The organism is Methanoculleus sp. MH98A (genome assembly GCF_000691865.1).
GTDB lineage: Archaea > Halobacteriota > Methanomicrobia > Methanomicrobiales > Methanoculleaceae > Methanoculleus.
Genome location: NZ_JMIO01000050.1, coordinates 1 through 21407, shown reverse-complemented (window position 1 = coordinate 21407; position 21407 = coordinate 1). Strand labels below are relative to the sequence as shown.

Genomic DNA, 21407 nt, shown 5'->3' with positions numbered 1-21407 from the left:
TTCGAGATAGATATATGCATCGTTCTGTCTTTCCGCGTTATTTTCGAAACGGGCCATTCCACTCGATTATCTGGAGAAACATCGGCACAGAGGAGCCGATCCAGGACAAACAGCGGTCTGCAGGCGGAAAAAAGGATTCTCCGCCACGAGGCCCATAATTCCCCGGGGGGACCGTGCAGCACAACAACCACTTCCGTCACTCCCTTATCTTCAGGACCTGCATGCAGTACTGATCCATGGCCGTAAAGAACGTGGATCGTGCACGCTTCGCCCGTTCTTCGTCTCCTTCGATAAAGTCGCGGAGGATGTAATCAAGTGCCGTGGTGTAGTAATCCCGCCCGGGAGAAGCCTTCTTTGCCTCCCCAAAGCAGACATAACTCTCCATCTTGTGGTTGCACATGACCTCGAAGACGGCATCGAGCATCAGAAGCAGGTGCCGGGGGAACTCTTTTAAGATCGCCAGTTTCCGGAAACTCGCGTAGGATCTCGGCTGGGCACCGAGAATCGCGAGTTTCATCCCGTAGTAGAGCGGTTCGAGATCGTCGGGATACTGCTGCATCATCTGTTTGACGATAGCCGCGGCACCGCTCCCGTTACGCAACTCCACGCGGGTGTTGAACGCCTCCGTCAGGAAGAACCTGTCGTCCGAGAACCGCTCCGTTGCATGGGCAAGGAGGTGGTTGCGGCGTTCGACATCCCCCTCGTGCTTCGTCCAGGTGACGCCCATGCGGTAGAACTCCGGTTCGCTCGGGAACCAGGCGAACGCCAGGTCCAGCATGAACCAGAAGATCGAGTTCAACCGGCTGTCTTTGCGATTGAAGAGGCCAAGACGGTTGAGCGGAGCGCGGACCCGGGAGAGGTTCAGCATCTCCTCGCGGGCATGCAGTTCCAGGTCGTCGGGGCGAAGTCTCGATTTCTGGTTCTTCGCGAGAGACAGGGCGTAGTAGCAGTAGGCGATCGCGGCGTTGATGCGGCCGTCGTAACCCCTGTGGGGCGTAAGACACTCGATCGCCTGGTAATAGTTGCCGGAATCGATCAGTTTGAGGGCCACGACCACGTCGAGCGTTGCCCGCCCCTTGCGGCGCCGCTTGTTCCCCATGGCGTGACGCAGGACTTTATCGAGAAACTCCGGGGTAGGAGCCTCGCTCGTGACGCCGAGAAGCGCAAAAACAGTCGCATCGATGAAGTCGTCGTAGGTCCGATCATCGAGTTCGGGAAACGTCTTGTCGAGCGTGGCGGCGACGTGCCCGAAGAAGACCGGGAGATTTCCCTCCACCTGTTCGGTGTTCTTTGCGATGTAATCGTCCATGGTAGCCCGGAGCTGCTCAAGTCTCCTGTTCCTGAGCGCTTCGGGCTGCCACGCATCTTCCATATCTGTATTGGTGGAGACCTGAAGAGATATTTGTTTTTATATGATCTCCGGGGCTCCCCCGCCAGAAGAAGATGCAAAATCCCACATCTGCGGCATTACAAAGAGATCCGTTCAGGAAAGGGTTTTTTGGACGGTGAGGCGGCAACGGATCCTGCCGCCGGGACCACGGCGTCCTGCCGGCAAAAACGCAGGGTAAACGAATCGAATTCCGTATCCGGAATCGGTGTTCATAACGTTTATCCCGACAGACCCCAAATTTTCCGGGAGGTGTGATCGCGTGGGCTACATTGACGAGCTGAAGCGGGTAGGAAGGGACGCGAATCCCTTCTTCAAAATGATGGGGATAGACGTGGACGAATACGGCGACGGGCGCGCCCGCCTCACCATGGAGGTCCGGCCGGACATGCTGAACGGCGCCGGGTGGCTCCAGGGAGGGGTCTACGTGGCGCTCGCCGACGAGGCGATTGCACTTGCGCTCTACACGCTTCTTGCCGAGAACGAGCGAATCGCCACGATCGACGAGCATACCAGTTTCATCAAGGGCGTCAACACCGGGACGATCGTCGCCACCGGGAAGGTCGTCCGCAAAGGCCGCCGGGTAGCGTTTGCAGACGGAGAGGTCAGGAGCGCGGCGGACGATACGCTTCTTACCCGGACGTCGACGTCGTTCGCGGTCATCGAGGGGTAGCGCCGGGGCGGTCCCGTCCGGCGAAAGCCCTCTTCGCGCAGACGGGGATTCCCGGAGACCGCCGGAACAATACATTCTCAATACCCGAGATCACATACATAAGATAGAGCATCCGGAACAACCGGAGGGGAACGAGATCTTGAAGTACATCGTTGTAACCGGCGGCGTCATGAGCGGGCTTGGGAAAGGCATCACCACCGCATCCATCGGCCGCCTCTTGAAAAACCGCGGCTACCAGGTAACGGCGGTGAAGATCGACCCGTACCTGAACATCGACGCCGGCACCATGAATCCCGCCCAGCACGGTGAAGTATTCGTCCTCTCCGACGGCGGAGAGGTCGACCTCGACTTAGGCAACTACGAGCGGTTCTTGGACATCAACCTCAAATCGATCCACAACATCACGACGGGCAAGGTCTACCGGAACGTCATCGAGAAGGAGCGGCGCGGCGACTTCCTCGGCGCGACCGTCCAGATCATCCCCCACATCACCGACGAGATCAAGCACTGCATCAGCCGCGCGGCACAGGAGCCGGTCAACGGCGGCAGGGTTGCCGATGTCTGCATGGTCGAGGTCGGCGGCACGGTGGGCGACATCGAGAGCATGCCGTTTCTGGAGGCAGTACGGCAGATGCACGGCGAACTTGCGCCGGAAGAGATGATCCTGGTTCATGTCACCCTCGTCCCGGTCGACACCATGGGCGACCACAAGACCAAACCCACGCAACACTCGGTCAAGACGCTCCGGGAACTCGGGCTGCAGCCCGACATCATCGTGGGCAGGAGCAGCGAGGTGATCAGCCCGCAGACGAAGAAGAAGATCTCCGCCTTCACCGACGTCCCGGTAAAAGCCGTCGTCTCCGCAAAGGACGCCCCGGACATCTACCAGATCCCGATGGAACTGGAGAAGGAAGGGCTCGCGGACGTCGTCTGCAGTTACCTCTCCCTGGAGAACCGGGAGCCGGATCCCGCGTGGTACCGGGTCGTCTCGCAGGAGTACACGAACCGGGCGACGGTCGCCATCGTCAGCAAGTACGGAATCGAGGACGTCTACATGTCCATCAAGGAGTCGCTCAAGCACGCCGGAAGAGCGCTCTCTACCGAGGTGAACATACGCTGGCTGGATGCGGAGACGTTTGATGTCTGCGATCTCGCCGACGTCGACGGTATCCTGATCCCGGGCGGGTTCGGGCAGCGCGGGATCGAGGGGAAGATACGGGCGATCCGGTACGCCCGCGAGAACAAGAAACCCTACCTCGGCCTCTGCCTCGGGTTCCAGCTCGCGGTGATCGAGTACGCGCGGCACGTCCTCGGCATCGAGGACGCCACGAGCGAAGAGATGGGCGACGGAACGCACGTCATCGCCATCCTCCCCGAGCAGGAAGATGTCAGCGACCTCGGCGGCACGATGCGCCTCGGGGACTGCGACGTCGTCCTCAAAGATGGGACGAAGGTGACCGGTCTTTACGGGAAGACGGCAATCGTGGAGCGCCACCGCCACCGCTACGAGGTGAACCCCGCGTTCATCGCGGACCTCGAAGGCGCCGGGCTCGTCTTCTCGGGAACCTGCGGCCCGCGGATGGAGGTCTGTGAGGTCCCGGATCACCCCTTCTACCTCGCGACGCAGTTCCACCCCGAGTTCAAATCGAGCCCGACAAACCCCTCCCCGCCCTACATCGGATTTGTAGAGGCATGCAAGAAGAATAAATCAACATCCGAGATCAGGTGAGACAGCATAATGGTAAACGTCGAGAAGTTTATCGACCGGGCAGTCAGAGAGATACGCGATGCTGCCGGTGAGGATAAAGTCGTGATGGCGCTCTCCGGCGGCGTGGACTCGTCGGTCTGCGCGGCGCTCGCGACCCGCGCGATAGGCGACCAGCTCGTCCCGATATACGTGGATACCGGCCTCATGCGGAAGGGAGAGACCGAACGGATTCGGTCGCTCTTTGCCGACGCAAACCTCCGTGTCGTGGATGCCGCCGACGAGTTCTTCGAGGCTCTCGCGGGCATCGTCGATCCCGAGGAGAAGCGCAAGGCCATCGGCGAGAAGTTCATCAGGATCTTCGAGCGGGAAGCGAAGCGAACCGGAGCGACGATGCTCCTGCAGGGGACGATCTACCCCGACCGCATCGAGAGCGAGGGGGGCATCAAGAGCCACCACAACGTCGGCGGCATGCCCCTCGATATTGAATTCAAAGGCGTCATCGAACCGCTTGCCGACCTCTACAAGGACGAGGTCCGCGAGGTCGCCGGCGGGCTCGGGCTCCCGGCGGAGATTCAGCACCGGATGCCCTTCCCGGGCCCGGGGCTCGCCGTCCGGGTGCTCGGTGAGGTGACGAAAGAGAAGATCGCGATCGTCCGGGAGGCGAACGCCATCGTCGAGGAGTGCCTGGTGGAGGAGTTCCGCCCCTGGCAGTGTTTCGCGGCGCTCATCGGCCTTGGAACCGGGGTCAAGGGGGACGTCCGGCTGCACGGCTGGATCGTCGCGGTCCGGGCCGTCGGATCCCGGGACGGGATGACCGCGGACCCGCTGCTCCTGCCTTACGAGACGCTTTCCCGGATGGCAACAAGGATCACCGCCGAGATCCCCGGCGTCGCCCGGGTGGTCTACGACGTCACCCCCAAACCCCCGGCGACGATTGAATACGAGTGAGATAATCATGGCAGAAGATTCACGCGTGCTTGATGCACGCTACTACATGCCCGCGTTTAGCCGGACGATGAAGATCGTCCGCGGCGCGGGGTCGCGTGTCTGGGACGACCAGGGACGGGAGTATATCGACTGCGTGGCAGGAATTGCGGTCTGCAGCACCGGCCACTGCCACCCAAAGGTCGTCGAGGCGATCTGCGGTCAGGCAAAGCAGCTGATCCACTGCTCGAACCTCTACTACATCCCGAACCAGGCGGAGCTCGCGGAGAGGCTCGTGGGAATCACGGGGCTTTCGAAAGCGTTCTTCTCGAACTCCGGCGCGGAGGCAAACGACGGTGCGATGAAACTCGCCCGCGTCCGGACAGGACGGAAAAACTTTGTCGCGTTCACCCACGGGTTCCACGGCCGGACCTGTGGGTCGCTCGCCGTCACCCACAAGCCCGCCATAAGGGAGCCGTTCGAACCGCTCTCGACTCCCTGCACCTTCGTCGACTACGGCGACCTGGACGCTCTTGCGGGTGCGGTCGATAAGGATACCGCCGGGGTCTTCATCGAGCCGATCCAGGGCGAAGCGGGCATCCTGATCCCGCCCGACGAGTTCCTCCAGGGCATCCGGGAGATCTGCGACGATACCGGCGCGCTGATGATCGTCGACGAGGTGCAGACCGGGATGGGTCGGACCGGGAAATGGTTCGCCTTCCAGCACTCCGGTGTTGCCCCCGACATCGTCACGATCGCAAAAGGGCTTGCGAGCGGCTTTCCCATCGGCGCGCTCGTCGCCCGCGAGGGGCTCGAGTTCAAGAAGAGCGAGCACGGCAGCACCTTCGCCGGAGGCCCGCTCGCCTGCGCAGCGGCACTCGCAACGATCGGCGTCATCGAGGAGATCCTCCCCGACGTCGCGCGGAAGGGCGAACGGTTCAAGAAGGGCCTTGCCGCCCACAATCCCCGGGGCCGCGGCCTGATGATCGGCATGTCGGTCGGCGACCGGTGCCCGGAGGTGCAGCAGACCTGCGCCGAGAACGGGGTGCTCGTCAACTGCGCAGCCGACGGGAACCTCCGGCTGATCCCACCGCTCGTGATCACGGACGAGGAGATCGACACGGCTGTCGGTGTCATCAATGCGGCGCTTGGTTAGGGCGTGCTTTTCGGGCACGGGCGGTTACTCCTACGCGAAGAAGGCCGACAACGTCGCACGGGAGCACGGCTTCGACCGGGTAGCCCGCCTCGCGAGCAACGAGAACCCCCGGCCGCCGTCGCCCGCCGCGTTGGAAGCGGCAGCGATCGCTCTCCGGGAAGTGAACCGCTACCCGGACGAGCGGACGTCGGTGCTCGTCGAAGCCCTCCGCCGCTACCACGGCGACTACCGGTTCGTCACCGGCTCGGGGATGGACGGCGTCATCGAGACGGTGATCCGGACGGTCGTCGAGCCCGGCGAGACGATGGTCGTCTCGACCCCGACCTTCTCGTTCTACGGGATCGCGGCCGCGGCGCACGGCGCACGGGTCGTGAACGCCCCCCGGAGGGAGGACTTCTCGGTCGATCCGGCAGGGTTCATCGACGCCTGCCGCGGGGCGAAACTCGCCTTCCTCTGCTCCCCGAACAACCCCACGGGGAACTCGATCCCGCCGGAGGACGTCGAGACGATCCTGGAAGGAATGGACGGGCTGCTCTTCCTCGACAACGCCTACGTCGATTTTGCGGATATCGATTACCGGCCGCTGATGCGGCGCTACGAGAACCTGGTCCTCGGGAGGACGATGTCGAAGATCTTCGCTCTTGCAGGGCTGCGGGTCGGCTATGCATTCGTTCCGGAGTGGCTCGAGCCGTTCTACCAGAAGGCCGCAACCCCGTTCGCGCTGAACTCGGTCTCGATGGCGGCCGCCGCAGGGGCGCTCGCCGACACCGAACGGGTGAGAGAGACCCGCGACCACGTGCGGGAGTGGCGGCGGCGGTTCCTCGAAGAGGTGCCGTTCAGGGTATACCCCTCGGACGCAAACTTCGTCATGATCGACGTCGACCCCCACACAGGCGACGAGGCAGTGGCGCGCCTCGCGGCGAAGGGCGTCCTCGTCCGGTCCTGCACCAGTTTCCCGGGGCTCGGGAACCACTACATCAGGGTCTGCATCGGTGAAGACTGGGAGAACATCCGATTCCTCGAGGCGATCAAGAACATATGATGACGGGCATTACCGGCACGCCGGGAACAGGGAAGACATCCATTGCTGCCGAACTCGAACGGCGAGGGCACGCCGTCGTCCGACTGACGGATACGGTGCGGCCCTACGTTATCGAAGAGGACTGCTCCCGGCAGACGCTGGTGGTGGACGTCGACCGGTGGGTGGAGGAGTTCGAGCCCCTCGACGGGTTTGTCGAAGGCCACCTCGCCCACCTCCTCCCCTGCGACCGGGTGGTGGTGCTCCGGTGCCGCCCGGACGTTCTCCGCAAGCGACTTTTACCCAGGAACTACCCTGAGGAGAAGGTCGCGGAGAACGCCGAGGCGGAGGCGCTCGACGTCATCCTGATCGAGACGCTCGAGGAGCACCCGGACGAACACGTCCTCGAGGTGGATACGACCGATCTCTCCGTCGACGAGTGCGCCGACCGGATCGAGCGGTTCGTCCGGGGAGAACTCCCGCCGTCCTACGGCTCCATCGACTGGTCGGACTACCTGGAGGTCGGAAGATGACGCTCGACCAGTTCCGGCCGCAGGTGCAGGGCATCATTCAGCCCGTGGTGAACCTGATGCGAAGGATCGGGGTCACCCCGAACGCGCTGACGATTGCATCGTTCCTCGTCTCGGCACTTGCGGGTATCGCGTTCTATGCCGGGGGAGTCGTCTTCGGCACCGTCATGGTCGCGTTCAACGCCGTCTTCGACGCGCTCGACGGGGCGCTCGCCCGGGATATGGGGATCGCGGGCATCCGCGGGGACTTTCTCGACCACGTCATCGACCGCTACGCCGACATATTCATCATCACCGGGATATTCGCGGGCGGGGCTGCACCCTGGCAGATCGGCGTCTTCGCGCTGACGGGCGTCCTGATGTCCTCCTACCTCGGCACCCAGGCGCAGGCCGTCGGAGTGGGCAGGTTTTACGGCGGCATCCTCGGCCGGGCGGATCGCCTGGTGCTGATCATCATCGCAGGCGCCCTTACCGTGCTGATCCCGGGGGCGATCTACGGCCTGAACTACCTCGGGTGGCTCCTCGTTATATTCGGTTTCCTCGGGCACTACACTGCGTTCCAGCGTTTCGTCCACGTCTGGCGGCAGATAGAAAAACGGTAGAACTCCCGTTCAATTTTTATGGGTCGAGAAGGGCTTCGATCTGCTCGCGTCCTGTGGCTCGCACCCCTCCCTGTGCTGCCGGCTCACGCAACGTCTGTCGCTACAGCAGGGGGTGCATCGCACCCCCGGGTTTTGAGCCCGGGAGCCTGCATTTGCACCTAAAGAGATAGGCGGTCCTACGGGTTAAGGACGTAGATGCCGTAGTTGAGATAGGCCGCGAAACTCACCCAGAGGAGATAGGGAACGAGCAGAATCGCCGCGGGTACCGAGACCCGGTCGAAGGCGACTATCGTCATGAGGATTGCAACCCAGAGGAACAGGATCACGATGAGCGCGAAGAACGGCGCCTGCATTCCGAAGAAGACGAACGACCAGAGGACGTTTAAGACAAGTTGAACGCCGAAGATCGCCGTCGCGACGTGCACGTTCTTATGCCCCCACCCCTTGCTCCAGACGAGATAGAGCGCGATGCCCATGAGGATATAGAGCACCGTCCAGACGGGACCGAAGACCCATGAAGGTGGACTGAACTCGGGCATAGTAAGACCGGCATACCAGGTGGGGATTGCCGGCATCGTGAAGATCGAGCCGATCCGCCCGGCCGCGAGACTGACCCCTATCGCCACGATGAACTGGATGATTCGGACGTAGGCTGGTGTCACGTTGGGAAATAACGTTTCCCGCATTCTTAAGCCTTTTGATCCGGGGAACGATCGTCAGCCATGGCTCCGACGGAAAGCCGACGATGCACCGTTCCCGGAATGGAATTTTATTCGCACTCCTCCCCGTCCGGGTACTCGTCGTCCTCGTCGTCGCCGGCGGGGAGAACCTCATGGAGGGTAAACCTGAATGCCGCACCGAGATCCGGTCGCCCTTCCACCCGATCTTCCACCCGGATGGTGCCGCCGTAGCGCTCGACCAGAGCGCGGACGATGAAGAGGCCGAGGCCGTCGCCGTACCCCCCGACCCATCCCCGCTCGAACCGGGAAAAGATCGACTCCTTCATGGGATCGGGTATGCCCGGCCCGGTATCCTCGACCGAGACCAGCACGCTCTCGCCGTCGTAATCCTCCACCCGGATGGCGATCCTGACATCCTGGCCGCCGAACTTGACGGCGTTCCGGATGAGGTTCGTAAAGACCTCGGAGAGCAGGTCGTCCGCCCAGACCCGGGCGGGGGTGCCCCCCGCAAACTCGATCGCAACGTCGGGGAAGGCGGCGACTCCCTCCCTGATAACGGCGGCGAGGTCGACCTGCCCGGCGTCGGGCGAGTCGTGGTGGATGCGGCGGATCGTGGTGACGTTGCCGAGGATCTCAGTGCTCCTCTCGATGCTGCTCCGGATCTTTCTCGCGTAGAGCGCGGCCTCTCCCTCCAGCATCTCGAGAAGGAGATCGGTGTAGAGGTTCGAGACGTTCTCGGCGTTCTTGATGTCGTGCGTCATGATGTCGAGGTAGAGGTTCGCCTCCCGGTTGGCGGCCTCGAGTTTCTTGTGCAGCATCCCTTTCAGGATCCCCGACCCGATCTCCTGCCCTATCGTCTCGAGGAGCTCCCTCTCCTCCCGGGAGAAGGATGCTTTCGTCCTGTTGCCGGCGTATACCGCACCGACGACGACCGACTCCGCGACGAGGGGAATGCAGGCGAGCGCGGAGACCTCGAGTTCCCGGAGTATGCTTGCCTCGATGGAGTTGAGGTCGGCCTGCTGCTCGATGTAGCGGGGCTGGCCGGCGATGAAGATGAAGTTGAACGGCCAGTGGTGAACCTTGATCAGGCGGTTCCGGGTCAGGGCCGATTCGGGCATCCCTTTCTGGTGCTGCAACAGCGCCCGTTTTCGCTCGGAATCGAGCATGTAGACGATTCCGACGTCGAGCCTCATCAGTTCGAGCGTTTTTTCAAGCGACTCCTCCAGGAGCCCGGCAAGAGAGAGGGAGGCGGCCGTGACGCCGATCACCTGGTTGAGCACCATGAGGTGCTCGTTCCGGACCCGGAGTTCCTCTTCGGCGCGTTTGCGCTCGGTGATGTCCATGACACCGGCAATCGAGCCCCGGAATCTGCCGGACTCGTCGGTGACCGGCGACGTGACCACGAGCGCGTGGACGCGCCCGCCGCCCGAGTGGAGGAGATCCAGTTCGAACTCCTGCCGTTCGTCGGTCTCGCGGCAGAAGGGGTTCTTCGAAGCGGTTCCCGCCCGGCCGGGAGCGTCGAAGAACCCGGCGACCGGCGATCCGATCAGGTGTGCAGAGGAGCAGCCGAGGATCTCCTCCATCGCCGGGTTCGCGAAGGTGATGAGGCCGGCCTCATCCACGGCGAGGACGCCTTCGTTGAGGTTCTCGACGAGCCTCCGATACATCGTCTCCGAGTTCCGGAGCGCGGCCTCCACCTGTTTGCGTTCGAGCGCGTACCGGATCGCCCGGCAGAGCAGTTCCGCGTCGGTCTTTTCCTTCACCAGGTAATCCTGCGCGCCGTTCTGCATCGCACGGAGCGCGGCGGGATCCTCTCCCGCCGCGGTGAGCACGATGACCGGGACGTCGGGAACCGTCCGGCGCAGGCGGTCGAATACCGCCGCCCCCCGTCCGCCCGTGAGATCGAGGTCGAGGAGCACGACGTCGATTCCGCCCCCCGATACCGCGGCAAACCCGTCTTCGGAGCGCTCGCAACGGATCAACTCGACGTCGCGCCCGCACTCGCGAAGCATCTCCTGGATACTCACGGCAATGCCGGGGTTCTCCTCGATCAACAGCACGCGTAAGGGTTCGCTCATGGTCTCACTTGCATCCAGGCTGGTACCTGCCCGTATCGGTGTAAATTCAGGTGTCCCGGCCGCAAACGGCTCGCCGCACGGGCATGGCCGCACGCGCCCGGGTTCTCACTAGTGTAGTACGGTTCTCCGGTAATTTATATCTCGTTCTTTGGGCCCGGACGTCGCCCTTGTCGCCGGGGCCGTCCAGGTGCTTGCCGTCGGCGGGTTCCTGGTTCGGCGCTGGTGGATGCAGCGGCAGAACCCGGCGCTCTTCCAGAAATACGATTGACTCCGGGATCGATGAGACGGGGCAGATCGCCCCTCCATTTTTCTGAGGGATTCCCGGGAGTCTCTATCAATATACTCTTTTAAGGGAAGATCCAGCTTTGTTGAAATCCTTCCCCAGAGGACGAGTCACCTCCTAACTATACATCACGACGCACACGAAGCCGCGAAGAACGCGAAGGGTCGCCAGAAACTAGATGCCGGAGTTCGCGCCTTCGCGCCTTCGCGTGAGGCAACTGTGCAGGGGAGGGGATACAGCCTCACCCCGGGTGTGATGGTTTGTGAGTGCGACTACCGTCCTGGCAGGAACTCGAGCACTATCAGGCGCGAAGGTGCCATCAGCCATATGGGTTCCGCGCAAAGCAACGGTGCAACTGAACGGCCGGGACAAACACTACGGGTTCTAAAAAAGGGGCTACTTCCTCCTCGCCCGCAGCCGCGCGATCTCCTCGCCGCCGGCAACCTTCACCACGAACGTCCCGTGGCAGGGCTTGGTGTAGGGGAATATCAGGTGCTCACCCTCGACCCCGACATACAGCGGCGGCACACCGATGATATGGACGTCGAATATCCTGTAGCCCGGTTCGACCTCGTGGTACTCCCGGACGTTCTTCCTGATGTACTCCCGCGCCTCCTTGAACGTTGTCTGCGAGAGAATGACCTCGGGTTTCAGCGCTTCGAGACAGCCCATTGCATCACCTCGTCAAGTTTCCGCTTCAACGGCATGGGGTTGTGGACGGCCTTCGCCGCGACGACCTCGCAGGGGAACTCGATCTCGCCGGCAAGATCCCGCGCGTGCTCCCCGAAGAGGAGCGCATACACCCGTGCCTTCGATATGTAGGCCATCGTCCCGGCATACGCGATGCCTGAATCGTTGTGGATGAAGACGAAGCAGAGGTCGAAATCCCGCTGCTTCCCCGTGATCTCGTCGATCGCCGCGTCGAGATCGGTCATCTCCGAAACGTAGTGCCAGTCCGGGTCGGCCACCTCCATCAGTTTACGGGCCGCCTGTGTCCCGGCAATCACCGGCCGGATGCCCTGCTCCTTCAGGCCGTGCACCAGGTAGAGCGCCATGCTCGTCTGGACGGGCACCTGCGGGCACCCGAGCAGGATCAGCGCGGTCTTCTCGTTGTTCTCGGTCATCGTTTTGTCTTCTCCAGTTGCTCAAGGACTTCGGGCACCCGCTCCGGGTGCGTGTAGATGGTGAACCGCTCCCCCCGCGAGAAGCCGACCAGGGTGAGCCCCGCGCGCTGTGCCGTGAGGATGCCCCGGTCGGTCGTGGCGGCGCGGGAGACGACGATCGGGATCCCCGCGTTCGCCGCCTTCGCCACCATCCCCGCCGGCTGCCGGCCCGTGCACCCGAGGACGCACCTCGACCGGTCGAGCCCCTTTAAGGCCGCATGGCCCACGACCTTGTCGACGGTGTTGTGCCTCCCCACATCACACGCCCGGGTGACCAGCTCGCCGTCGCAGAAGAGAACCGAACAGTGGACGCCGCCGGTCCTCCGCCAGGTGTCGGACTCGATCGCCGCCGTGACCGCACGGATGCCGTCCGCCGTGATCGTGATCGACGACGCGACCGATCCCGGCTCGCCGAGCACGCGGGAACCGCCGGACGACTCCGTCTCGAGCCGGATCTCCTTTTTCACCGGTGCGGTGATGTGGACGTCCTTCCCGGCAACCTCCACCGACTCGACCGAGTCCGCCAATCCCTCGCAGACGACGAACCCCGCCCCGAGGTCGTCCAGGCGGTCGGGGCTTGCCACGAGCGCCGTGAGGAACTCGCCGTTCAAAAAGAGCCGGACGTGGTCCTCGACGATGATGTCGTCGTGAACCTCGCGTGCACCGTCACCCGTCATCTGGATGCCGGCGCGGCAGACGATCTCCATCAGGCCGTCTCCTCCCGGACCCAGTCGAGGTATGGGGCGTAGCCCCCGACGATGGGGAGGGCGATGATCTCAGGGGTTTCGTAGGAGTGGAGCTCCCTGATCCGCTCAATGAGCGGCTCGAGCAGGCGGTGCTGCGTCTTCGCGACGAGGAGCCGCTCGGCCTCGTTCTCGACCGTGCCCTCCCACCAGAAGCAGGACTGCACGTCGACGACGTTCACGCAGGCGGCGAGGCGTGCATCGACGAGCGCTCTTGCAAGGGCTTCCGCTTCGCCGGCGGGGGCCGTGCAGAAGACCACGGCGAATTCCGGGAGAACCATGGTTTACCTTTCGTAGCGCCCGTATTTAATCGTTCCCGGGGCAGGAATCGCAGCCGCCCTCCCCGGAGCAGCAGCAGTCCGACCCCCTCTCCAGGGGCTCGAGTCCCCCGCGGGTTCGGAAGTCGTCGATCGCGGCCCGGATAGCGTCGCGGGCGAGGAGCGAGCAGTGCACCTTCGGTTCCGGGAGGCCGCCGAGAGCGTCCACCACATCGGCGTTCGAGAGGTTCCATGCCTCGGCGATGGTCATCCCCAGGATCATCCGGGTAGCCATCGAACTCGAGGCAATCGCCGCCGCACACCCGAAGGTCTGGAACCGGGCGTCAACGATCCGGTCGCTCTCGACTTTGAGGTAGATCTTCATGATATCCCCGCAGGTCGGGTTCCCGGCCTCGCCGACGGCATCGGCGTCGGCCAGTTCACCCACGTTCTTGGGGTTCGTGAACTCTTCGATTACTTTCTCCGTATACATCATTCGGCCTCCGGCATCCGGGTGCGGGCAGGCGTCAGCGGCGATATCCGCCGCAGCCGCCCGATCACCTCCGGCAGCACTTCGAGGACATAATCGACGTCGTCTTCCGTGTTCGCATCGCCGAGCGTCAGCCGGAGCGAACCGTGCGCCTCCTCGTGGGAGAGTCCGGTCGCAAGCAGGACGTGTGACGGTTCCGACGACCCCGAGGAGCAGGCGCTCCCCGTGGAGGCGCAGATCCCGCGGCCGTCGAGCAGCAGCAGGATCGACTCCCCCTCGACGTAGCGGAAACTGAAGTTCGCGTTGTTCGGGAGGCGTTCGGTCGGGTGGCCGTTTAAGCGGCAGTCCGGGATGGAGCCGAGGATACCACGGATCAGCCGGTCCCGCATCGCGGCGATCCGGCGGTTGTGCCCCTCGATATCGGCGGTCGCAAGTTCGATCGCCCTCCCGAGCCCGACAATACCGGGGACGTTCTCGGTTCCGGCCCGCCTTCTGTGCTCCTGCCCGCCGCCGTGGATCAGGGTCTCGACCCGGGTCCCCTGCCGGATGTAGAGCGCCCCCGTCCCCTTCGGGCCATAGAACTTGTGCCCGGAGAGCGAGAGGAGATCGATATTCATCGCGTCGACGTCGATCGGCATCGCCCCGATCGCCTGGACGGCGTCGGTATGGAAGAGGACGCCGTGGTCGTGCGCGGCGCGGCCGATCTCCGCGACCGGCTGGACTGTCCCGATCTCGTTATTTGCCGTCATCACCGAGACGAGGATGGTCTCATCCGTGATCGCCGCTTCGACCGCCACCGGGTCAACCCTCCCGAACTCGTCGACGGGGAGATAGGTGACCGAGAACCCCTGCTTCTCGAGCCACTCGCAGGTGTGAAGGACCGCGTGGTGCTCGATTGCGGAGGTGACGATGTGGTTGCCGCGCTCCCGGTTCGCGAAAGCGACCCCCTTGATCGCCCAGTTGTCGGCCTCCGTCCCGCCGGAGGTGAAGAAGATCTCCTCGCGGTTTGCGCCGACGGCCGTCGCCACCTGTCCCCGCGCCGTCTCAACGCCGCTCCGGGATTCCCCGGAATACCGGTAGAGGGACGAGGGGTTGCCGAAATGCTCCGAGAGGTACGGGGCCATCGCCGCAACGACCTCGGGCTTCATGAAGGTCGTCGCCGCATGATCCATATAGAGGGTGCGCTCTACCTGATCGTTCATGTCCGGTAGATCGTAGGAGCCGGAAGCGTATCAGCGTTACCGGTCCGGAACCCTTCCCACCACGAGTAAGAAATTAAATAGGGTTCCATGCGCAATATCTGATAATGTATTCGAGACGCATGGATCACCTTCCCCCCTACCTTTTTGCACGCATTGACGAGATGAAAGAGGAGAAGCAGCGTCAGGGTGTCGACGTCATCGACTTCGGTGTCGGCGACCCGGATCTCCCCACCCCGCCCCACATCGTGGAGGCGCTCTGCACCGCGGCCAGAGACCCGGAGAACCACCACTACCCCTCCTACACCGGCATGCTCCCCTACCGCGAGGCGGTGGCGGACTGGTACCGGACCCGGTTCGGGGTCGACCTCGACGCGAAGGAGGAGACCCTCGCGCTCATCGGCTCGAAAGAAGGCATCGCGCACATCGCCGAGGCCTTCGTCAACCCGGGAGAAGTCGTCCTTGCCGCCGACCCGGGTTACCCGGTCTACAAGACCTCCACGCTCTTTGCCGAGGGCAAGATCCACGAGATGCCCATCCGCGCCGAGAACGACTTCCTCCCGGTGCTCGAGGATATCCCTGCCGACGTCGTGAAGCAGGCGAAGTTGATGTTCATCAACTACCCGAACAACCCCACCGCCGCAATAGCGCCCCTCTCGTTCTTCGAGGAAGTCGTCGAGTTTGCACGGGAGCACAACATCGTCGTCGTCCACGACAACGCCTACTCCGAGATCACCTTCGACGGCTACCGGGCGCCCTCGTTCCTCGAGGCCGACGGCGCGATGGAGGTCGGGGTCGAGATGCACTCGCTCTCGAAGACCTACAACATGACCGGGTGGCGGATCGGGATGGCCTGCGGGAACCCCGAGATCATCGCAGGGCTCGGCCGGGTCAAGACCAACATCGACTCGGGCGCGTTCAACGCCATCCAGCACGCCGCGATCACCGCGCTCACCGGCCCGCAGGACTGCATCGCAGAGTCCTGCGCGGTCTACCGGGAACGCCGGGACGTGCTCGTGAAAGGGCTTTCCGAGATCGGGCTTGACGTCACGGCGCCGAAGGCCACCTTCTATGTCTGGGCACCGGTCGACGACAGCATGGCGTTTTCCGCACAGCTCCTCGACAAAGCCGGGATCGTCGCGACCCCGGGCGTCGGGTTCGGCACGAACGGCGAAGGATTCGTCCGGTTCGCGATCACCCGGTCGATCGAGCGGATCAACGAGGCCGTAGAGCGGATGCGGGGGATTGACCTGTGATCCTCCCCTCGCACCTCACGGTCAGGGACGGCCGTCTCCGGATCGGGGAGCACGACACGGTCGACCTCGCGGAACGGTTCGGCACCCCGCTCTACGTCACCGACGATGAGCGGATCCGCGGGAACTTCAACCGGCTCTCAGGGGCACTCACCGCCCACTACAAAAAGATCCGCATCCTCTACGCCGCGAAGGCGAACGGCAACCTGGCGGTCTTTAAGACGCTCGCTCCATGGGCGCCGGCGCCGACGTCTTCTCCGCAGGAGAGGTCGCACTCGCCCTCACCTCCGGGATGCGCCCGGAGTCGCTCCTCTTCAACGGGAGCTCAAAGACCCCCGCCGACCTCGCCCTCGCGGTCGAGAAGGGTATCCGGGTCTCGGTGGACTCGCTCGACGAACTCCGGCAGCTCGACCGCGCGGCGGGAGCGGTGGGAACAACCGTCGATATCGCCTTCCGGGTCAACCCCGCAATCGAGGTTCCCACCCACCCGAAGATCGCGACGGGGCTTGCGACGAGCAAGTTCGGTATTCCCGCAGGGCAGATTCTGGATGCCTACAGGGAAGCGCTCGCGCTCGAGCACGTGAACCCGGTCGGTATCCACTGCCACATCGGCTCGCAGATCCTCGACGTGGAGCCCTTCGCCCGCGAGGTCGAGGTGCTGATCGGCGTCGCCCGCGATCTCCTCGATATCGGGGTCAACCTCTCGTTCATCGATATCGGGGGCGGCCTCGGCATTCCCTACCACCGGGAGACCGATCGCGCCCCGACGCCGGAGGAGTACGCGGAAGCGGTCATGCCGGTCTTCCTTCGCGGCATCAAAGAACTCGGGATCGAGCCCGAACTCTGGGTCGAGCCGGGCCGGTGGCTCATCGGCGACTCGACGGTCCTCTTGACAAGGGTCAACTCCGTCAAGACCGCCCATAAGACCTTCGCGAACGTCGACGCCGGGTTCAACCTTCTCGTCCGGCCGACGATGTACGACTCCTACCACGAGGTCGTGGCGGCGAACAGGGCCGACGCGCCCGCCGTGCGGGAGTACTCCGTCACGGGGCCGATCTGCGAGACCGGCGACATCCTCGCGAAAGACCGGATGCTCCCCGAACTCGAGGCAGGCGATCTCATCGCGGTGCTGGACGCCGGGGCCTACGGGTTTGCGATGTCGTCGCAGTACAACAGCCGGCCCCGCTGCGCCGAGGTGCTCCTCGCGGGCGAGAAGGCGGCGCTGATGCGCCGGGCCGAGACAATCGACGACCTGACCGCCCCCATGATGACGGTGCCCTGGCAGGAGTAGGGCCGGAGCCGCAGCCGTGAAGTTCCACTACCTCCTGGTCGACGACCTTCTCGAGAAGGGAGAGTTCGAGCGGCGGGTGGAGGAGAAGGTAGCGGAGTCGGGAGACCTGCTCGACGAACGGACTGCCGCGATGCTGGTCGTCAAAGACCTGGGGCGCTCGCACATCCGGATACGCGACCTTGCGGCCGCCCCGAGCCTCGCGTGCTTCTTTGCGAAGGTGCTCTCCGTCGGGGAGCCCCGGGAGTTCGAGCGGCCCGACGGCACGCCCGGCATCGTCGCGAACGTGACGGTGGGCGACGAGACCGGCAGGGCCAGGCTGACCCTCTGGGACGAGAAGGCCGCGGGCGTCTCCGAGATCGAGGCGGGCGACGTCCTCGAGATCCTCGCCGGCCGAAGGGGAAAGGAAAGATCCCCGACGTCACCGCCGTCGCCGTCCAGGAGGCGGCGTGCGAGATCTCCTGTGATGAGGGGGGAGACGCTTCGGCTCCCGGACCGGCGGGGGACCTCGAGGTCAGGCTGATCTCGGTCGAGAACCCGCGGACGTTCACCCGCCGCGACGGAACACCCGGCGAGATGGTCGAGGCGGTGATCGGGAACGAAGACGGCGTCTTCCGACTCGTCGCCTGGGTGCCGGACGTCCTCCTCGGGGTGGAGCAGGGAGAGAACGTCGTCATCCGCGGGGCGGTCGCCCGCGAAAACGACCGGGGGATCGAGTACAGTCTCGGCGAATCCGCGTCCGTTCTGCCCTCCGACCGGGAGATCGAACTCCCCCTGGACACCATCGCCGGTGTCGAGGAGGGCGGAACCTGCTCGCTTGCCGGGACGGTTCTCTCCGTCCAGCCCCCGCACTCGTTCGTCACGCGGAACGGGCGGCAGTCCTCGGTCAGGAACCTGGTCATCGCCGACGATACCGGCGAGATCCCGCTCGTCGCCTGGGGCGAGAAGGCGGACGAGCACCTGGTGCCCGGCGACCGGATCGAGGTCTACAACGCGACCGTACGGCGGGGCCGCTACGGCGATCTTGAGGTGCACCTCTCGTGGGGGAGCGCTCTCGCCGTCCTCGGCGAGGAGGAGAAAGAGGTGGAGGTCGAGGGAACGATCGTCGCCACCCGGCAGGGAACCGCTCTCGACACCGGCGACGCCTGCTACCTCCTTCGTGAACCGCTGCCCGTCGGATACCACGTGCGCGCCAGGGGAACGGTGCACCGGGGCGTGATCAGCCCGAGCAATCTCGAGGTCGTACACCCCGATCCCGACGACCTGCACCGACGCCTGGATCGGTTCGCCGAAGAACCCCGATCCTGATCTTCACTTTCACCCCGCACGGCAAGCGACCTTTATGTCTCTCGATATAGACTCTTAGTGTAGCGTAACGGAACACACCATAGAGATCAAGTGAGGAAAAAGATGTCAGAGATTGATCTTGAAGATTTACCCGGCGTCGGAGCAACCACTGCCGATAAGCTCCGCGAGGCCGGATACGGGACCGTCGAGAGCGTTGCGACGGCCACCACATCGGACCTCGCCGAGGCGGCGGAGATCGGCGAGGCCACCGCAAAGAAAGTGATTCTCGCCGCCCGGAAGATGGCGGATATCGGAGGGTTCAAGACGGGCCGCGATATCCTCGATAAGAGAAAGGATATCCAGAAACTCAGGACACTGGTCCCCGAGTTCGACGAACTGGTCGGCGGCGGCCTCGAGACGCAGGCGATAACGGAAGTCTACGGCGAGTTCGGGTCCGGTAAGAGCCAGCTCGTCCACCAGATGGCCGTCAACGCCCAGCTTCCCGAAGAACTCGGTGGGCTGCACGGTGGAGTCATCTACGTCGATACCGAGAACACGTTCCGGCCGGAGCGTATCGAGCAGATGCTCAACGGGCTCCCCGAAGAGGCGGAGATCGGAGAGATCGAGGAAGTCCTCGAACGTATTCACGTCGCGCGGGCGCACAGCTCCGACCACCAGATGCTGCTCCTCGAGACCGCGCGGGAACTCGCAAACGACCTGCGGAAATCCGACTACCCGGTCAGGCTCTTCGTCATCGATTCGTTGACGTCGCTCTTCCGTTCGGAGTATGCGGGACGGGGCACCCTCGCTCCCCGGCAGCAGAAACTGAACCGGCACATGCACGACCTCCTGAAACTGATCGACGACCACAACGCCGTCGGTCTCGTGACCAACCAGGTGATGTCGAACCCCGGCGTCCTCTTCGGCGACCCCACGAAACCGATCGGCGGCAACATCGTCGGGCACACCGCAACATTCCGGCTCTATCTCAGGAAGAGCAAGGGCGGCAAGAGGGTCGCCCGCCTGGTGGACAGTCCCAACCTCCCCGAGGGCGAGGCGGCGTTCATAGTCGAGCAGGCAGGGCTCAAGCAGTGTTGAAGGCACTCGTAACGGATGTCGACGGCACCATCACCAACCGGCAGCGGCGGATCAACACCGCTGCCGTCGAGGCCATCCGGATGCTCGTCGATTCCGGGATAGAAGTGGTGCTCGCAAGCGGCAACACCGTCTGCTTCATGGACGGTCTCTGCAAGATGGTCGGGACGGACGGGACGATCATCGGTGAGAACGGCGGCGTCTACCGGAGGGGGTTTTCAGGCACCCTCCGCATCCCCGGCAACAAGAAAGCCTGCCTCGTGGCATTCGAAGTTCTCAAAGACTATTTTGCCGGAAGGGGCATAGAACTCGAACTCTACAGTGCGCAGTACCGGTTCGCCGACGTGGCCTTCGCCCGGAACATCGACCCCGACGAGGCAAGAGCAGTCATCCGCGACCACGGCCTCCCCGTCCGGGTGCTCGATACCGGGTTTGCAATCCATCTCCAGACCCCCGGCGTGAACAAAGGAACGGCGCTCATGGAACTGGCCCGTGAGATGGGGCTTTCCCCCTCAGAGATGATGGCTATCGGCGACTCCGAGAACGACATCGAGATGCTCGAAGCCGCCGGGGTCGGCGTCGCGGTGCGAAATGCCCCGGCACGGACCCGGGCGGCGGCGGACCGGGTCACCGAAGAATCCTACGGGGACGGGTTCGTGGAAGCGGTAAAAGAGTATTTTGATGATCTTGGGGTACGGTAACCGCGTTCGTAGTCCGGCTCTCAATGACCGACCCTGAAGGTCATTCTTTAACGCCGGGGATTCTGTATTTCAATTATTACCTCGTCCTCCCGAATCCATCAATCATACCGGCTCCTCGCAACGGCGGAGTTTAATTGGTTTCGTTCTCGTCTTCCACAGGAGTCTGCTCCTCTATCGGCTCCTCAGTCGATTCCGGTGTGAATGTTGAGATTTCTTCCAGTTCCGGCTCCACAACCGTGGTCACCTCCGGGGTCGGCTCCTCGACCGTGGGCTCCTCAATTGGCTCCTCAACTGGGGTTGGCTTCGGTGTTGTCGATGGAGTGGCCGGGGGAACGGTTGGCGGTGGTGTCCAGTCTTTTGGCGGTTCCCGGTCATCCCGGGGCGGGGTCGGGGTTGGGTGGGGCGGCAAATGCTGCACCAGGGTTAGTTGCGGAACCGATGTTCCTACCGGGGATGGTGTTTCTATAGCCGTAGGAGATGCAGTTGGAGCAGTAAGGGTTGGTGTGAATGTGGGTGACTCAGTGGGCGTTGGAGTGGCCGGTAAATAGGGATTATCGGGCCTTCCTTCGCGATACAAGCGTATTGGGGAAGAGCCCGGGAGATCATAATATCTCGGTTTTCCGGGCTGTTTTTCGGGCATTACCTCTCGTTTATCGTAGTATTTCCGTGGGATATAATCTTCTTCGCCGGTGTAAGGATCTCGTATGAATCCGTCATATACGAAATCCACCGTGCTTACCACATAAACCGGGACATTCTCCGAGTAAATGAGAATCACCGTCTCAGTAACCGGATATTCCCATCGTCCAAGCCATGCCTCATGTCCAAAACGGGAACCAATGCTCGGGCCTCCGCCCATCTCGTAATCCCATTCCCCGTTCGGCCCGTGGTT

21 protein-coding genes and 2 pseudogenes are annotated in these 21407 nt (G+C 63.4%); 13 read left to right on the top strand and 10 right to left on the bottom strand.

Features of this window, described 5'->3' with window-relative positions:
• Window positions 1–196: 196 nt before the first annotated feature.
• Window positions 197–1372, bottom strand: coding sequence for a hypothetical protein (locus EI28_RS07905; protein ID WP_048114082.1), 1176 nt, complete (start codon window positions 1370–1372; stop codon window positions 197–199).
• 277 nt (window positions 1373–1649) lie between these two features.
• Here EI28_RS07905 and EI28_RS07900 point away from each other — a divergent pair, with 277 nt between their 5' ends.
• The 7 genes from EI28_RS07900 (at window position 1650) to EI28_RS07870 (ending at window position 7998) form a co-directional block, all read left to right on the top strand.
• Complete coding sequence (locus EI28_RS07900) at window positions 1650–2060, top strand: PaaI family thioesterase (RefSeq protein WP_048114081.1); 411 nt, start codon at window positions 1650–1652, stop codon at window positions 2058–2060.
• 139 nt (window positions 2061–2199) lie between these two features.
• Window positions 2200–3789, top strand: coding sequence for a glutamine hydrolyzing CTP synthase (gene pyrG / locus EI28_RS07895; protein ID WP_048114080.1), 1590 nt, complete (start codon window positions 2200–2202; stop codon window positions 3787–3789).
• Window positions 3790–3798: 9 nt separating this feature from the next.
• On the top strand, window positions 3799–4716 hold the full coding sequence (guaA, locus tag EI28_RS07890) for a glutamine-hydrolyzing GMP synthase (protein ID WP_048114079.1): 918 nt from the start codon (window positions 3799–3801) through the stop codon (window positions 4714–4716).
• Between the two features lie 7 nt (window positions 4717–4723).
• Window positions 4724–5848, top strand: coding sequence for an acetylornithine transaminase (locus EI28_RS07885; RefSeq protein WP_048114078.1), 1125 nt, complete (start codon window positions 4724–4726; stop codon window positions 5846–5848).
• Window positions 5832–6890 (top strand): histidinol-phosphate transaminase, encoded by a 1059-nt coding sequence (hisC, locus tag EI28_RS07880; protein ID WP_048114077.1) that lies wholly within the window; start codon window positions 5832–5834, stop codon window positions 6888–6890. The genes EI28_RS07885 and hisC overlap by 17 nt, the downstream gene beginning before the upstream one ends.
• Entirely contained in the window at window positions 6887–7399 is a 513-nt protein-coding gene (locus EI28_RS07875; protein WP_048114076.1) for an adenylate kinase family protein, read from the top strand. Before hisC ends, EI28_RS07875 begins: the two co-directional genes overlap by 4 nt.
• On the top strand, window positions 7396–7998 hold the full coding sequence (locus EI28_RS07870; protein WP_048114075.1) for a CDP-alcohol phosphatidyltransferase family protein: 603 nt from the start codon (window positions 7396–7398) through the stop codon (window positions 7996–7998). The genes EI28_RS07875 and EI28_RS07870 overlap by 4 nt, the downstream gene beginning before the upstream one ends.
• A gap of 176 nt (window positions 7999–8174) precedes the next feature.
• Here the strand turns inward: EI28_RS07870 and EI28_RS07865 are convergent, their stop codons facing one another.
• The 8 genes from EI28_RS07865 to nifS form a co-directional block, all read right to left on the bottom strand.
• Entirely contained in the window at window positions 8175–8660 is a 486-nt protein-coding gene (locus EI28_RS07865) for a TspO/MBR family protein (protein ID WP_082223126.1), read from the bottom strand.
• Window positions 8661–8767: 107 nt separating this feature from the next.
• Window positions 8768–10756, bottom strand: a complete 1989-nt coding sequence (locus tag EI28_RS13175; protein ID WP_082223125.1) for an ATP-binding protein — start codon at window positions 10754–10756, stop codon at window positions 8768–8770.
• Window positions 10757–11435: 679 nt separating this feature from the next.
• Complete coding sequence (locus EI28_RS07855) at window positions 11436–11711, bottom strand: DUF1894 domain-containing protein (protein ID WP_048114073.1); 276 nt, start codon at window positions 11709–11711, stop codon at window positions 11436–11438.
• Window positions 11690–12163: a DUF1890 domain-containing protein gene (locus tag EI28_RS07850; RefSeq protein WP_048114072.1), complete on the bottom strand. Its 474-nt coding sequence runs from the start codon at window positions 12161–12163 to the stop codon at window positions 11690–11692. The genes EI28_RS07855 and EI28_RS07850 overlap by 22 nt, the downstream gene beginning before the upstream one ends.
• Window positions 12160–12909, bottom strand: a complete 750-nt coding sequence (gene fdhD, locus EI28_RS07845) for a formate dehydrogenase accessory sulfurtransferase FdhD (protein WP_048114071.1) — start codon at window positions 12907–12909, stop codon at window positions 12160–12162. The genes EI28_RS07850 and fdhD overlap by 4 nt, the downstream gene beginning before the upstream one ends.
• The gene (cutA, locus tag EI28_RS07840) at window positions 12909–13226 is read right to left on the bottom strand and encodes a divalent-cation tolerance protein CutA (protein ID WP_048114070.1); all 318 of its coding nucleotides are present in this window, start codon (window positions 13224–13226) and stop codon (window positions 12909–12911) included. The genes fdhD and cutA overlap by 1 nt, the downstream gene beginning before the upstream one ends.
• Window positions 13227–13251: 25 nt before the next feature.
• Window positions 13252–13695: an iron-sulfur cluster assembly scaffold protein NifU gene (locus EI28_RS07835; protein WP_048114069.1), complete on the bottom strand. Its 444-nt coding sequence runs from the start codon at window positions 13693–13695 to the stop codon at window positions 13252–13254.
• A complete protein-coding gene (gene nifS / locus EI28_RS07830; protein ID WP_048114068.1) occupies window positions 13695–14894 on the bottom strand; it encodes a cysteine desulfurase NifS in 1200 nt (399 codons plus the stop codon). The genes EI28_RS07835 and nifS overlap by 1 nt, the downstream gene beginning before the upstream one ends.
• Window positions 14895–14998: 104 nt before the next feature.
• Here nifS and EI28_RS07825 point away from each other — a divergent pair, with 104 nt between their 5' ends.
• From EI28_RS07825 to EI28_RS07805, 6 genes and pseudogenes are all read left to right on the top strand, one after another.
• Window positions 14999–16147 carry an LL-diaminopimelate aminotransferase gene (locus EI28_RS07825; RefSeq protein WP_048114067.1) on the top strand — a complete coding sequence of 383 codons (1149 nt, stop codon included), beginning with the start codon at window positions 14999–15001 and terminating at the stop codon, window positions 16145–16147.
• Window positions 16144–17435 (top strand): annotated as a pseudogene (gene lysA, locus EI28_RS07820) (diaminopimelate decarboxylase). The gene EI28_RS07825 and the pseudogene lysA overlap by 4 nt, the downstream one beginning before the upstream one ends.
• 16 nt (window positions 17436–17451) lie before the next feature.
• Window positions 17452–17955, top strand: a complete 504-nt coding sequence (locus tag EI28_RS14820) for a hypothetical protein (protein ID WP_231476649.1) — start codon at window positions 17452–17454, stop codon at window positions 17953–17955.
• Window positions 17956–18008: 53 nt separating this feature from the next.
• The gene (locus EI28_RS14815) at window positions 18009–18740 is read left to right on the top strand and encodes an OB-fold nucleic acid binding domain-containing protein (RefSeq protein WP_231476647.1); all 732 of its coding nucleotides are present in this window, start codon (window positions 18009–18011) and stop codon (window positions 18738–18740) included.
• Window positions 18741–18842: 102 nt separating this feature from the next.
• Window positions 18843–19817, top strand: coding sequence for a DNA repair and recombination protein RadA (radA, locus tag EI28_RS07810; RefSeq protein WP_048114066.1), 975 nt, complete (start codon window positions 18843–18845; stop codon window positions 19815–19817).
• Window positions 19811–20515, top strand: coding sequence for a phosphoglycolate phosphatase (locus tag EI28_RS07805; RefSeq protein ID WP_048114065.1), 705 nt, complete (start codon window positions 19811–19813; stop codon window positions 20513–20515). The genes radA and EI28_RS07805 overlap by 7 nt, the downstream gene beginning before the upstream one ends.
• A 130-nt stretch (window positions 20516–20645) precedes the next feature.
• Here EI28_RS07805 and EI28_RS14020 read toward each other — a convergent pair.
• Window positions 20646–21407: pseudogene (locus tag EI28_RS14020) on the bottom strand (hypothetical protein); the annotation flags it as partial.